Raw genomic sequence first — 14,258 nt, 5'->3', positions numbered from 1 at the left:
CCACCGCACCGGGGACCAGCGACCACAAGTCCTCAGTGGACTATCCACAGCGGACGATCAGGACTCCTTCGGACCGTCTTCGGCCGGACCCACTTCCAGCTGGAAGTCCCCGCCGTGGCGCTCCGTTCCGTGGATGACCGCCTGCTCCAGCACCTGCGCGCCCTTCACGCCGCGCTGCATCATCGGGTCCTCGCGCAGGTCCTTCATCAGCGCGACGCACAGGAGCACCATCACCACCGCGAACGGCGCCGACGCCAGGAAGGTCAGGTTCTGGATGCCGCTGAGCGCGTTCTCGCCGCCGACGATGAGCATGATCGCGGCCACCGCGCCCGTCGCCGAGCCCCAGAAGACCACCATCCACCGCTTCGGCTCGATCGAACCGCGCTGCGACAGCGTGCCCATCACCACCGACGCCGCGTCGGCGCCGGAGACGAAGAAGATCGCCACCAGGATCATCACCAGCACCGTGGTGATCGCCGACAGCGGCAGCGTGTCCAGCACGGCGAACGTCTGCGCCTCCTCGCCGCCGCTGCGGTACACGTCGACACCGCTCTGCTGCACCTGGATCGCGCTGCCGCCGAAGATCGCGAACCACACCAGGCTCACCGCGCTGGGCACCAGGATCACGCCGGCCACGAACTGCCGGATGGTGCGGCCGCGGCTGATGCGGGCGATGAACATGCCCACGAACGGCGTCCACGAGATCCACCAGGCCCAGTAGAAGATCGTCCAGCTGGACAGCCAGTCGTTCATCGCCGCGCCGCCGGTGGCGCCGGACCGGGAGGCCATCTCGCCGAAGTCGCGCAGGTAGACGCCGATCGTGGTGGGCAGCAGGTCGAGGACGAACACCGTCGGGCCGACCACGAACACGAAGACCGCGAGCAGCGCGGCCAGCACCATGTTGATGTTGGACAGCCACTGGATGCCCTTGGCCACGCCCGACACCGCCGAGAAGATGAAGCAGATCGTCAGCACCACGATGATCAGCACCAGGATCGTGGTGCCGACGCCGGCGATCCAACCGGCCGACTGCATGCCGCTCTGGATCTGCAGCGTCCCCAGCCCCAGCGACGCGGCGGAGCCGAACAGCGTCGCGAACAGCGCGAGGATGTCGATCAGCTTGCCGACCCACCCCTCCGCGTGGCGCCTGCCGAGCAGCGGCGTGAACGCCGCGCTGATCAGCTGCTTGCGGCCGCGCCGGAAGCTGCCGTAGGCGATGGTCAGCCCGACGACCGCGTAGATCGACCACGGGTGCAGCGTCCAGTGGAACAGCGACGTCGCCATCGCGTTCTCCACCGCCGCCTCGCTCAGCGGCGGCACCGTGCCCGGCGGCGGCTTGACGAAGTGCGCCAGCGGCTCGGCGACGCCGAAGAACATCAGGCCGATGCCCATGCCGGCGCTGAACATCATCGCGATCCACGACACGGTGCGGAATTCCGGCTGCTCGTCGTCCTGCCCGAGCGGGATCGCGCCGTAGCGGCTGATCGCCAGCCACAGCGCGAACACCACGAACCCGGTGGCGGCGAGCACGAAGCCCCAGCCGATGTTGGTGACCAGCCAGGACAGCGCGGCGGACGACGTTCGCGCCAGCGATTCGGTGGAGAACACACCCCAGCAGACGAAGAAGACGGTGATCGCGGCGGTGACCCCGAAGACGACGAAGTCGGTGCGGGGCGCCTGCTCGACGGCGAACGCGGCGGGGGACTGCGGGATGCCGCTGCCCGCCTTCTTAGGTTCCGAGGACTTCCTGGTCATGATGCCGCGCCTCCTCGTGACGCCCTGCGAAGCCGGATCAACCGTCACGCCAGGGCGGGATCCCGGCAACTCAGAAGCACGGGCGCGCCCACCTGGGAGATCTCAGCTCCACGAGGCCGCGGCCAGGCGCGCAACGCCCGTGAGCGCTTCGGGGTGCTGTGGCGCCCCAAAGCGCTCACGGGCGCTTCACCAGGCGAAACCTCGCGCTCCCGGCGCTCAGGCGACCGGGGCCGGGGCGGTGGTGAGGTCCTCCAGGAACTTGGTGCACCAGTCCAGCAGCGCCTCGTCGCGCAGCTGCGGCGCGCCGATCCGGCCGCCCGCCGCGCCTTCCGTCGGCCTCGGCACCGACACCGTGCGGACCGTCGGCTTGTACACCGCCTTCGGGTAGAGGCGCTTGAGCCGCACCTGCTTCGAGTCGGGCAGCTCCAGCGGCGCCAGCCGCAGCGACGCGCCCTGCAGGGTCGCCTCGCGGACCCCGTGCTCGCGGCAGATCTGCCGGAACCGCGCCACCTTCAGCAGCCGCTCCACCGGCTCGGGCAGCTGCCCGTACCGGTCGACGAGCTCCGCTCGCACCGCCTCCAGCGCCTCGACGTCGAACGCCGCCGCGAGCTTGCGGTACGCCTCCAGCCGCAGCCGCTCCCCCGGCACGTAGTCGTGCGGGATGTGCGCGTCGATGGGCAGGTCGACCCGGACCTCGGTGAGCTCCTCCTCAACCTCGCCCGGCTCCGCACCGGAGTCTTTCGAGAACGCGGCCCTGTAACTCTCTACGGCCTCGCCGACCAGCCGCACGTACAGGTCGAAGCCGACGCCCGCGATGTGCCCGGACTGCTCGGCGCCGAGGATGTTGCCCGCGCCGCGGATCTCCAGGTCCTTCATCGCGACCGCCATGCCCGCGCCGAGCTCGGAGTTCTGCGCGATGGTCGCCAGCCGGTCGTGCGCCGTGTCGGTCAGCGGCTTCTCCGGCGGGTACAGGAAGTAGGCGTAGCCGCGCTCCCGCGCCCGCCCGACGCGGCCGCGCAGCTGGTGCAGCTGGGCGAGGCCGAGCAGGTCGGAGCGGTCCACGATCAGCGTGTTCGCGTTGGAGATGTCCAGGCCGGTCTCGACGATCGTGGTGCACACCAGCACGTCGTGCTCGCGCTCCCAGAACCCCTGGATGATCTTCTCCAGCCGGTCCTCGTTCATCTGCCCGTGCGCCGTGACGATCCGCGCCTCCGGCACCAGCTCCCGCAGCTGGCGCGCGACCTTCTCGATGTCGTGCACCCGGTTGTGCACGAAGAACACCTGGCCGTCGCGCAGCAGCTCGCGCCGGATCGCGGCGGCGACCTGCTTCTGGTCGTACGCGCCGACGTAGGTCAGGATCGGGTGCCGCTCCTCCGGCGGGGTGAGGATGGTCGACATCTCCCGGATGCCCGCCATGCTCATCTCCAGCGTCCGCGGGATCGGCGTCGCCGACATGGTCAGCACGTCCACGTGCGTGCGCAGGGCCTTGATGTGCTCCTTGTGCTCGACGCCGAAGCGCTGCTCCTCGTCGACGATCACCAGGCCCAGGTCCTTGTAGCGGATCCCGGTCTGCAGCAGCCGGTGCGTGCCGATCACGATGTCGACCGCGCCGTCGGCCAGGCCCTTGATGGTCTCCTCGGACTCCATCGGGTCGGTGAACCGGGACAGGCCCTTGACCGCCACCGGGAACGACCGCATCCGGTCGGTGAAGGTGTTCAGGTGCTGCTGGGCGAGCAGCGTCGTCGGCACCAGCACGGCGACCTGCTTGCCGTCCTGCACCGCCTTGAACGCCGCGCGCACCGCGATCTCGGTCTTGCCGTAACCGACGTCGCCGCAGATCACCCGGTCCATCGGCACCGGGCGCTGCATGTCGGCCTTCACCTCGTCGATGGCGGCCAGCTGGTCGCCGGTCTCGGTGTAGGGGAAGGCGTCCTCCAGCTCCCGCTGCCACGGCGTGTCCCCGCCGAAGGCGTGCCCGGGCGAGGACTGCCGGGCCGCGTACAGCTGCACCAGCTCGGCGGCGATCTCCTTGACCGCCTTGCGCGCCTTGGCCTTGGTGTTCTTCCAGTCCGAGCCGCCGAGCTTGCTCAGCGACGGCGCCTCGCCGCCGACGTAGCGGGTGACCTCGTCGAGTTGGTCGGTCGGCACGAACAGCCGGTCGCCGGGCTGGCCGCGCTTGCTCGCCGCGTACTCCAGCACCAGGTACTCGCGGGTCGCACCGGCGACGGTGCGCTGCACCATCTCCACGTACTTGCCGATGCCGTGCTGATCGTGCACCACGAAGTCGCCGTTCTTGAGCGCCAGCGGATCGACCGCGTTGCGCCGCCGCGACGGCATCCGGCGCATGTCCTTCGTGGAGGTGCCGCCCCGGCCGCCGGTCAGGTCCGCCTCGGTGAGCACCACCAGCGCGATCCCGGGCGCGGCGAAGCCGTCCTCCAGCCCGCCACGCACCACCGTCACCACGCCGGCTTCCGGCTCCGCCGCCAGGCCGTCCTCGGCCAGCCGCGCGGGCAGCTCCGCTTCGCGCAGCTGCTGCACCGCGCGCTGGGCGGTGCCCGCACCGGCCACCACCAGCACCGCCGCGCCGCCTGCGGCGGTGTGCGCCCGCAGGTCGGCGAAGGCGCGCTCGATCTCGCCGCGGTAGGCATCGACCTGCTTGAGGACGAGCCGGATGACCTCGTCGTCGTCCTCGCCCTCCTCGCTGGTCAGCTGGGTCAGCGGCCACCACGGCAGGTCGATCGAGCGGGTGTGCTCGGCGACCTCCGCGAGGCTGCGGTAGGCCGAGGCGCCCAGGTCGATCGGCGCCTTGCCGCCGTCGGCGGCGACCATCCAGGAGGCCTCCAGGAACTCCTGGCCGGTGCGCACCAGGTCGGCGGCGCGGGCGTGGATCTTCTCCGGGTCGGCGAGCAGCACGTGCGTGCCCGCCGGGACCAGGTCGGTCAGCAGCCGCATCTCGCCTTCGCACAGCGCCGGGATCAGCGCTTCCATGCCCTCCACCGGGGCACCGCCGGCGATCTTCTCCAGCATCTCGGCGAGGTGCGTGTCGGTCTGGTGCTGCTCGGCGAGCTTCGCGGCGCGCTCGGCGACCGGCTCGGTGATCAGCAGCTCCCGGCAGGCCGGGGCGAACAGCTCGGTGCTCGGCGAGTCCGCGAGCGAGCGCTGGTCGGCGACGGCGAACGGGCGGATCTCGGTGACCTCGTCGCCCCAGAACTCCACCCGCAGCGGGTGTTCGTCGGTCGGCGGGAACACGTCGACGATGCCGCCGCGCACCGCGAACTCGCCGCGCTTCTCGACCATGTCGACCCGGTCGTAGGCCAGCGACGCGAGCCGCTCGACGAGTTCCTCGAAGTCGTGCTCGACGCCGACCGCGAGCCGCACCGGCGCCAGCTCGCCGAGCCCGGGCGCGATCGGCTGGATCAGGCTGCGCACCGTGGTCACCAGCACCTGGACGGCGCCGTGCGCGTGCTCCTCCGGATGCGCGAGGCGGCGCAGCACCGACAGCCGCCGGCCCACGGTGTCGGCGCGCGGCGAAAGTCGTTCGTGCGGCAGGGTTTCCCAGGACGGGAACACCTCGATGCCGGCCGGGCCGAGCAGGTCCGACAGCGCCGCCGCGGCCTCCTCCGCCTCCCGGCCGGTGGCGGTGACCAGCAGCACCGGCCGCCCGGCACCGCCCTCGGCGGCCAGCGCGCCGGCGGTCAGCGACCGGGCCGCGACAGGGCCTTCCAGCACCAGGCGCGGACGCCCGGCCGCCGCCACGACCTGCCGGATGGCGGGATCGCGCAGCACGATTTCGAGCAGTCCGCGCAGGGGACCGGCCTGGCTCATGGAGCTACCTCGCAGCAAGACATGGCGAATGCGGGCACACCTCTGCCCGGGACGAACGCCGAGACCGCAGGGGCGACGCGTTCCAGACTACGACTCCGCTACGACACGAACGCGACGACCCGAACGCACCGCATGGCCGGTGTCACACTGTGCGCATGCCCATGCGCCGGTTCGCCGCGATCACCCTGCTGCTCCCGCTGATCGGCGCCTTGACCGGCTGCGCCATCGCGAGCAGCGACGATCGGCCCGCACCGGTCAGCACGGCCGCCCCGGGGCCGTCGGCGCTGCGCGTCGAGGTCGTCGCGGCCGGGCTGGAACACCCCTGGGACATCGGGTTCCTGCCGGACGGCACCGCGCTGGTCGGCCAGCGCCCCGGCCGGCTCGCGCTGCTCGCCGATCACCGGCCGGGAGCGCTGGTGCGGCCGGTGCAGGCGGACCTCGGGGACGTGCTCGCGGAGGGCGAAGGCGGGCTGATGGGCCTGCTGGTGCACCCGTCGTTCGCCGAGAACCGGCGGTTCATCACCTGCCAGACGCACCAGGAGAACGGCGCCGCGGTCGACGTCCGGTTGATCACCTGGCGGCTGGCCGAGGACGGCTCGCGCGCGGACCGGGTCGGAGACCTGCTCACCGGGCTGCCGGTGAACCCCAGCGGGCGGCACTCCGGCTGCCGGCTGGCGGTGGCCGAGGACGGCGCGCTGCTGGTGAGCACCGGGGACACGGCGCGGCCCGCGATCGCGCAGGACCGCGGCTCGCTCGGCGGGAAGGTCCTGCGGATGAACATCGACACCGGCGCTCCCCTGCCGGACAACCCGTTCATCGCTTCGCCGAACCCGCGCGAGCGGCTGCTGTACACCTACGGGCACCGCAACCCGCAGGGCGTCGCGCCGCGGCCGGGCGGTCAGGTGTTCGTCGCGGAGCACGGGCCGGACGTCGACGACGAGATCAACCTGCTGCGGCCGGGCGGGAACTACGGCTGGGACCCGTCGCGCGGCGGGGCCGAACGCAGCTACGAAGAGTCGGTGCCGATGACCGACCTGCACCGCTTCCCGGACGCGGTCAAGGCGGTCTGGTCGTCCGGCGATCGCACCGAAGCGATCAGCGCGGCGGCGTTCCTGACCGGCTCGCAGTGGGGCCGCTTCGACGGGATGCTCGCGGTCACCGCGCTCAAGGGCAGCAAGCTGCTGCTCTTCGAGGTGCGACCGGACGGCGCGATCGACGAGGTGTCGATCCCGCCGGAGCTGAACGACACCCACGGCCGGCTCCGGGCGGCCCGCCAAGGCCCCGACGGAGCCCTCTACGTGACGACGTCCAACGGAACCGACGACAAGGTCCTCCGCATCACCACGACCTGACCCACGGTTTCAATTGAAACTGTGATCTCCACACAGGATCACCAGGATCCAGTACCCGGGTGTCCGCAGTTTCAATTGAAACTGCGGACCGTCACTTCGTGGACAGGCGGGGCTTGTGCTCCAGGTGGGAGAGGCCGTTCCAGGCGAGGTTGACCAGGTGCGCGGCCACCTCCTCCTTCTTCGGCTTGCGCGCCTCCAGCCACCACTGGCCGGTCAGCGCCACCATGCCGACCAGCGCCTGGCTGTACAGCGGGGCGAGCTTCGCGTCGTAGCCCCGCGCGCTGAACTGCAGGGCGAGGATGTGCTCGACCTGGCTCGCGATGTCGTTGAGCAGGCTGGAGAAGGTGCCGCTGTTGCTGGCCACCGGCGAATCGCGCACCAGCACCCGGAAACCGTCGGTGTTGTTGTCGATGTAGTCCAGCAGCGCCCGCGCCGCCTGCTCCAGGAGGTCCCGCGGATGCCCCGCCGACAGGGCGGAGACGACCAGGTCCAGCAGGTTGCGCATCTCGCGGTCGACCACCACCGCGTAGACGCCTTCCTTGCCGCCGAAGTGCTCGTAGACGACCGGCTTCGACACCCCGGCGCGGTGCGCGATCTCCTCGATGGACGTGCCGTCGAAGCCCTTCTCCGCGAACAGCGCCCTAGCGACGTCCAGCAGCTGCTGCCGACGTTCCTTGCCCGTCATCCTGACCCGTGCGGTGCGCCCTTTCGGCCGCGCCTCGGGTTCGGGCGCAGTCCGCCCGCGTCGCCGTGATACCACTCGCACAACCCTAAGGTGCTGGCCCGACACGCATGTCCAGGCCTGATGAAAAAGTGCCCGCGCGATTTCGCCGCGCGGGCACCTCGAACCGGGTGGGGATCAGCCCTTGTACTCGGTGACCGAGATCCGGGCGAGCCGCTTCTCGTTGGACCAGCGAACGTTCCAGGCCCAGCCGAGCTTCTCGAAGATCCAGATAACGCGCGCCGAGATGTCGATCTGGCCGCGCAGCACGCCGTGCCGGGCGCAGGTCGGGTCGGCGTGGTGCAGGTTGTGCCACGACTCGCCGAAGGACAGGATCGCCAGCGGCCAGAAGTTCGCCGCCTTGTCCCGGCTCTTGAACGGCCGCTCGCCGATCATGTGGCAGATCGAGTTCACCGACCAGGTCACGTGGTGCAGGAAGGACACCCGGACCAGCCCGGCCCAGAAGAACGCGGTGAACGCGCCCCACAGCGACCAGGTGAACAGCCCGCCCAGCACGGCGGGCAGCACGAGGCTGAGGGCCGTCCACAGCGGGAACAGCCGGTTGACCTTCACCAGTTCCGCGTCCTTGAGCAGGTCCGGCGCGAAGCGGTCCTCGTTGGTCAGGTCGCGCTCGAACAGCCAGCCCATGTGCGCGTGCCAGAAGCCCTTCGCCAGCGCGGCGGGCGAGCTGCCGAAGCGCCACGGCGAGTGCGGGTCGCCCTCGCGGTCGGAGAAGGCGTGGTGCCGGCGGTGGTCGGCGACCCACGTGATCGCCGGTCCCTGCACGGCCATCATGCCGAAGATGGCCAACGCGATCTTGACCCCTCGCTTGGCCTTGAACGAGCCGTGCGTGAAGTACCGGTGGAAGCCGACCGTCACACCCAGCCCCGACGCGAAGTAGAAGACCAGCGCCAAGGTGATGTCCACCCAGCCGAGCCCCCAGCCCCAGGCCGCCGGCACCGCCAGCACGAGGGCGAGGAACGGCACCAGGACGAACACATACACCGACAGCTGTGCCACCCACGGTCGGCTACCCGCGATCAGGGGCTTCGGCCCGGACTCGGCGCGGGCCTCTGACGTGGCCACGCGCTCGGTTGCTGCGGTCATACTCAATACCTCGAATGGCGTTGGGGAGGTGGGAAAACTGTGGTCAGCGCCGGGAATCACGACCCCGCAACACCTCCACCCTACGGGACCGTAACCTACGCAAGCGTAAGTTATTCGATGCCGAATCGTCACCCCCGGACGGCACATTGCGGCGTGTCGCGCCCCTCCGGGCGTGTCCGAATCGCCCTTGTTCACCCGAACAGCGGTGATCTTGTACGCAACCGGCGGACGCCGGCGTACGTCCCATCCACGTGCCAGCGCGCGAGGAAACCCGAGAACCCGCAAGCCCGACGCCGACCCGGCGACGGGGGCATGCCACGATGTCGGCCGGGTACCACCGCCTGTCGGCCCGGGCCGGTAAGCTCGGGCCGCGGTGCCGGGGATCACAAACCGGCATCGCGGGCAGACAGCGCCCGATCCGCCGTGGTGTAAAGGCAGCACCTCGGATTTTGGTTCCGATGGTCCAGGTTCGAATCCTGGCGGCGGAGCGAGCGGTCCTCCCGGACCCGGCGCGGCGCGCAGCCCCTCGTGAGGCCCAGCGCGCCGCCCGGGCCGCCGGGGAGCGATGGTGAACAGGGGGTGTGCGCCGCTGCGCGACGACACGACCGCCGTGCGCGAAGACCCGATGACCACGCTGAGCGAGGTGTCCGACGCCTGGCTCGTGGGGCGCGCACGCGAACTCAACGCAGTCGGCCAGCACAGCGATGCGTCCGGCCAGCGAAGCACCATCCGCGAGGCGGACGACCTGCTCGCCGAGGCCCAGCGGCGCGGCGAGCCGCGCATCGTCGGCCAGCTCCTGCGGCACTGCGCCTCGATGCGGCTGGCGACACCCGGCCTGGTCGACAGCGCTGATCCGCTGCTCGACGAGCTCCTCATGCACACCCGCCGGCACGGGCTGAGGGTCCTGGAAGCCGACGCGCACGCGCTGCGCAGCCGGCGCGCGCTGATCGGCGGCAGCGAGGACAGCGCGCTGACCGAAGTGGCGCACGGCCTGGCGATGCTCGACGACGAGCTGGTCCCGGACCGCACGCTGGGCCGCCGGTCGTGGGAGCGGCTGCTTGCCACCTCGCTGATCGACATCGGCCTGGTGCTCACCCAGCTCGGCGTCTACGAGACGGCCGACGAGGTGATGACCCGCGCCCACCAGCGGATCCGGGAGAGCGGCGGCCCGCACGAGATCGCGGTGCACATGATCAACCGGTGCCGGATGCTGCTCGGCTGGGGCCTGCGGCTGGAGCGCATCGGGCAGTACGAGGAGGCGAACACCCGGTTCGACACCGCCTCGCAGATCGCCGTCGCGGTGGAGGGCCCGTGGCGGGAGTCGCTGTTCCCCCGCGTGTCCGACCGCCCCGCCGCCGAACAGGTCCCGGTGCTCGGTGCCGCCCACGCGCTGGCCCAGCCGCACATCGAGTACATCGAGCGACTGGAGGTGCTGCGCAGCCTGGACCGGGCGATCCACCCGCGGGAGGAGATCATCGTCGCGATCGCGCTGTCCCGGTGCCTGACCCGCGCGGATCGCAGCGACGAGGCGGTGCAGGTGCTCTCCGATGCCCGCGCCGACATGGAGACCGACACTTCGGAGCCGACGCTGCGGATCTCGCTGGCCCGGGAGCACGCGCAGCTGGTCGACCTCGGCGGCCGCCCCGCCGCGCTGCGGGACTACGCGCTGGAGCTGGAGACCGAGCTGTGGGCGATGCGCCAGGCCCGGTTGTCCACTTTGGTCATTAGGCTGGAGAACTCGCGGCTGACCCACAAGCACGACGCGATCACCCGGCAGGCGCTGCAAGATCCGCTTACCGGCCTGTCCAACCGCCGCGCGCTGGACGACCGGCTGGAGACGATGCTCACCGCGCCCGACGCGCAGCCGCTGGCAGTGGCTCTGGTGGACCTCGACGGGTTCAAGGGCGTCAACGACCGCTGCTCGCACGCGGAAGGCGACGACGTGCTGCGCACGGTCGCGATGACCTTGCGCGAAACCTTGCGAGCCGACGACTTCGTGGCCCGCTACGGCGGTGACGAGTTCGTCGTGCTGCTGCCGGGCGCGACGCTCGGCGCCGCCGAGGCGGCGTTGCAGCGCACCGCCGAGGCCGTCGACAGCCTGCCGAGCGAGGTCTCGTACGGGGTGACCCTGTCGATCGGCGTCGTCGCGATGCGCCCGCAGGAATCGGCCGCGCAGGTGCTGGCTCGCGCGGATGCCGCGATGTACCAGGCCAAGCGCGGCGGCGGCAACCGCGTCTCGGCGTTCTCCGGCGTGACCGCCACGCCGCCGAGCAGCCCGCCTGCCGAGGGGCCGTCGGATAACTCGGTGTGGATTCCCCCGGACGCTCTCTAACCCGATCAGGTGCTGCCCGGCGGCCTCCCCCGCCGGGCCGCGCCGACCGGACCCGCCGTTCGATCGGCGCGGAAACACCCGTGTGATCGGCCACAGCGAGGCCCACCGCGGACCGCCCGGAGTGCATCGAAGATCACATAACCGCAGCTAGAAGGCTGGCTTCGAGCACGTATTAGGGCCGGTCGGCGGTACCATCACATCCGCTGGACAGGCGCGCAGGGGCACCGGAGCCGTGGGGGTACCGGGCCGGTTACCCTTCACCCGCTTGGACGCAACAGGCACCGTCGGCCCGACGGCTGAACCACGCCGCCGAGCCGCATCTAGAGATCAAGGGAGAGCGCTGATGCTCCAGGGCGACACCGCCCAGCCCTCCTCCCGCAGCGATGCGTCTTCGGAAACCGTCAGCACGATCGTGCTCGCCGCGGGCGAGGGCACTCGGATGCGATCGGCGACGCCGAAGGTCCTGCACCGGCTTGCGGGCAGGCCCCTGGTCGAACACGCCGTGCGCGCCGCGGCCGGTCTCGACCCCGACTCGCTGGTGGTCGTGCTGGGACACGGCCGCGAAGCCGTGGCCGAGCACCTGACCGGCCTGGCCGACGCCCTGGACCGCACGGTCGTCACCGCGGTGCAGGAGGAGCAGCTCGGCACCGGACACGCTGTCTCCTGCGGGCTTTCCGAGCTGCCGGCCGACCTCACGGGCACGGTGCTGGTCAGCTACGGCGACGTGCCGCTGCTCGACAGCGAAGCGCTGCGCGCCCTGCTCTCCGAACACCGCGAAGCCGGCAACGCCGTCACCGTGCTGACCGCGGTCGTCGACGAGCCGACCGGCTACGGCCGGATGCTGCGCGATGCCGACGGCCAGGTGACCGGGATCGTCGAGCAGAAGGACGCCACCCCCGAGCAGGCGGCGATCACCGAGATCAACTCCGGCGTCTACGCCTTCGACGCGGAAGTGCTCGCCGACGCGCTCAAGCGGCTGTCCACCGACAACGCCCAGGGCGAGCTCTACCTGACCGACGTGCTGTCGATCGCGCGCGGCGACGGTCGCCCTGTCGGCGCGCTGATCTGCACCGACCCGTGGCTGGTCGAGGGCGTGAACGACCGGGTGCAGCTGGCCCGCCTCGGCGCCGAGCTCAACCGCCGGCTGCTGCTGCGCTGGATGCACGCGGGCGTCACGATCATCGACCCGAACTCGGTGTGGCTGGACTGCGACGTGGAGCTGGACCGCGACGTCGTGCTGGAGCCGGGCGTGCAGCTGCGCGGCGGCACCAAGGTCGGCGAGGGCGCGGTCGTCGGCCCGGACACCACGCTCACCGGCTGCGTGATCCACCCCGGCGCGTCGGTGGTGCGCACCCACGGCGAGGGCGCCGAGATCGGGCCGGACGCCAAGGTCGGGCCGTTCGCGTTCCTTCGCCCCGGCACCCGGCTCGGCACCAAGGGCAAGATCGGCACCTTCGTCGAGACCAAGAACGCCGCGATCGGCGACGGCACCAAGGTGCCGCACCTGACCTACGTCGGCGACGCGACGATCGGCGAGCAGAGCAACATCGGCGCCGCCACGGTCTTCGTCAACTACGACGGGGTGGCCAAGCACCACACCGTGATCGGATCACACGCCCGGACCGGCGCGGACAACATGTTCGTCGCCCCGGTGGAGATCGGCGACGGCGCCTACACCGCCGCCGGCTCGGTGATCACCCAGGATGTCCCGCCCGGCGCGATGGCGGTCGCCCGCGGGAAGCAACGCAACATCGAAGGCTGGGTCGCCAGACGCCGCCCCGGCACCGCCGCAGACCAGGCCGCACAACAGGCTTTGTCGAAAGAACCAACCACCAATCCGACGAATGACGCCCAATGACGGGCGTCTTACGGGGAGGGACGATGACCGTGAGTGCGATGTCTGCGACTCCGAAGAAGAGCCTGAAGCTCTTCTCCGGCAGCAGTCACCCGGAACTTGCCGAGGAGGTGGCCAAGCAGCTCGACGTAACGGTCACGCCCCAGGCTGCCTACAAGTTCGCCAACGGCGAGATCTTCGTGCGCTACGACGAGTCGGTTCGCGGGTGCGACGCCTTCGTCATCCAGTCGCACTGCAACCCGCTCAACGACGCGATCATGGAACAGCTGATCATGGTGGACGCGCTCAAGCGCGCCAGCGCCAAGCGCATCACCGTGGTCATGCCGTTCTACGGCTACGCCCGCCAGGACAAGAAGCACAAGGGCCGCGAGCCGATCTCGGCGCGGCTGATGGCGGACCTGTTCAAGACCGCCGGCGCGGACCGGATCATGGCGGTGGACCTGCACACCGACCAGATCCAGGGCTTCTTCGACGGCCCGGTGGACCACCTGATGGCCCAGAAGCTGCTGGCCAGCTACATGCGCGACACCTACGCGGGCGAGCAGATCACCGTGGTCTCCCCCGACTCGGGCCGGGTCCGGGTGGCGGAGAAGTGGGCCGACGACCTCGGCGGCACGCCGCTGGCGTTCATCCACAAGACCCGCGACCCCAGCAAGCCCAACCAGGTGGTCGCCAACCGCGTCGTCGGTGACGTCGAGGGCCGGCTGTGCGTGCTGGTCGACGACATGATCGACACCGGCGGCACGATCACCAAGGCCACCGAGCAGCTGCTGGCGGCGGGCGCGAAGGACGTCATCATCGCGGCCACCCACGCGGTGCTGTCCGGCCCGGCGGTGGAGCGGCTGTCGTCCTGCGGCGCGAAGGAGGTCGTGCTGACCAACACGCTGCCGATCCCGGAAGAACGCCGGTTCCCGAACCTGACGGTCCTGTCGATCGCCCCGCTGGTCGCGGAGGCGATCCACCAGGTCTTCGAGGACGGCTCGGTCACCAGCCTCTTCGACGGCCGCGCCTGACCCGGCGGCGCCTCCCGAGGGCGCCCGCGGTCGAGTGCGAAGAACCTCGAACGGCCCCGGTCCACTTCGGACCGGGGCCGTTCGAGGATCCGGGCTCGAGGTTCCGCAATTTCAATGGAAATCGAACCTCTGATTTCCATTGAAATTGCGGGAGTTGTCCACAGGCATCGGCGTGTCGGGACCCGACACGCCGATGGCCCGCAATTTCCATTGAGGTGATCTCAGTGGAATGGGGGCTGAGGTCGTGAGGTGGTGTGTGCTGGGGGGGGTGAAGAGGTGTGGGCGTGGGGTCCTGGTA

General features: G+C 70.7%; 8 protein-coding genes and 1 tRNA gene. 5 read left to right on the top strand and 4 right to left on the bottom strand.

Features of this window, described 5'->3' with window-relative positions; translation table 11 throughout:
- Nucleotides 1-57: 57 nt before the first annotated feature.
- Both AB0H93_RS40520 and mfd read right to left on the bottom strand, forming a co-directional pair.
- A complete protein-coding gene (locus tag AB0H93_RS40520) occupies nt 58-1,755 on the bottom strand; it encodes a BCCT family transporter (RefSeq protein ID WP_358581349.1) in 1,698 nt (565 codons plus the stop codon).
- 216 nt (nt 1,756-1,971) lie between these two features.
- The gene (gene mfd / locus AB0H93_RS40515) at nt 1,972-5,580 is read right to left on the bottom strand and encodes a transcription-repair coupling factor (protein ID WP_358581347.1); all 3,609 of its coding nucleotides are present in this window, start codon (nt 5,578-5,580) and stop codon (nt 1,972-1,974) included.
- 161 nt (nt 5,581-5,741) lie between these two features.
- On the opposite strand from mfd, the gene AB0H93_RS40510 reads away from it, so the two are divergent.
- Nucleotides 5,742-6,932 carry a PQQ-dependent sugar dehydrogenase gene (locus AB0H93_RS40510; RefSeq protein ID WP_358581426.1) on the top strand — a complete coding sequence of 397 codons (1,191 nt, stop codon included), beginning with the start codon at nt 5,742-5,744 and terminating at the stop codon, nt 6,930-6,932.
- A 91-nt stretch (nt 6,933-7,023) separates the two neighbouring features.
- Here the strand turns inward: AB0H93_RS40510 and AB0H93_RS40505 are convergent, their stop codons facing one another.
- Both AB0H93_RS40505 and AB0H93_RS40500 read right to left on the bottom strand, forming a co-directional pair.
- Nucleotides 7,024-7,617 (bottom strand): TetR/AcrR family transcriptional regulator, encoded by a 594-nt coding sequence (locus AB0H93_RS40505; RefSeq protein WP_093265895.1) that lies wholly within the window; start codon nt 7,615-7,617, stop codon nt 7,024-7,026.
- 174 nt (nt 7,618-7,791) lie between these two features.
- A complete protein-coding gene (locus AB0H93_RS40500) occupies nt 7,792-8,760 on the bottom strand; it encodes an acyl-CoA desaturase (protein WP_358581345.1) in 969 nt (322 codons plus the stop codon).
- Nucleotides 8,761-9,177: 417 nt separating this feature from the next.
- Here AB0H93_RS40500 and AB0H93_RS40495 point away from each other — a divergent pair.
- From AB0H93_RS40495 to AB0H93_RS40480, 4 genes are all read left to right on the top strand, one after another.
- Nucleotides 9,178-9,248, top strand: a tRNA-Gln gene (locus AB0H93_RS40495).
- A gap of 137 nt (nt 9,249-9,385) precedes the next feature.
- Complete coding sequence (locus AB0H93_RS40490) at nt 9,386-11,092, top strand: tetratricopeptide repeat-containing diguanylate cyclase (RefSeq protein WP_358581423.1); 1,707 nt, start codon at nt 9,386-9,388, stop codon at nt 11,090-11,092.
- Between the two features lie 343 nt (nt 11,093-11,435).
- Complete coding sequence (gene glmU / locus AB0H93_RS40485) at nt 11,436-12,950, top strand: bifunctional UDP-N-acetylglucosamine diphosphorylase/glucosamine-1-phosphate N-acetyltransferase GlmU (protein ID WP_358581343.1); 1,515 nt, start codon at nt 11,436-11,438, stop codon at nt 12,948-12,950.
- Nucleotides 12,951-12,988: 38 nt separating this feature from the next.
- Entirely contained in the window at nt 12,989-13,960 is a 972-nt protein-coding gene (locus AB0H93_RS40480) for a ribose-phosphate diphosphokinase (protein WP_218157324.1), read from the top strand.
- The last annotated feature ends 298 nt before the right edge of the window (nt 13,961-14,258 follow it).

This window comes from Saccharopolyspora sp. NPDC050642 (assembly GCF_040654735.1).
Classification (GTDB): domain Bacteria; phylum Actinomycetota; class Actinomycetes; order Mycobacteriales; family Pseudonocardiaceae; genus Saccharopolyspora; species Saccharopolyspora elongata.
This window is presented reverse-complemented; position numbering and strand designations above follow the sequence as displayed.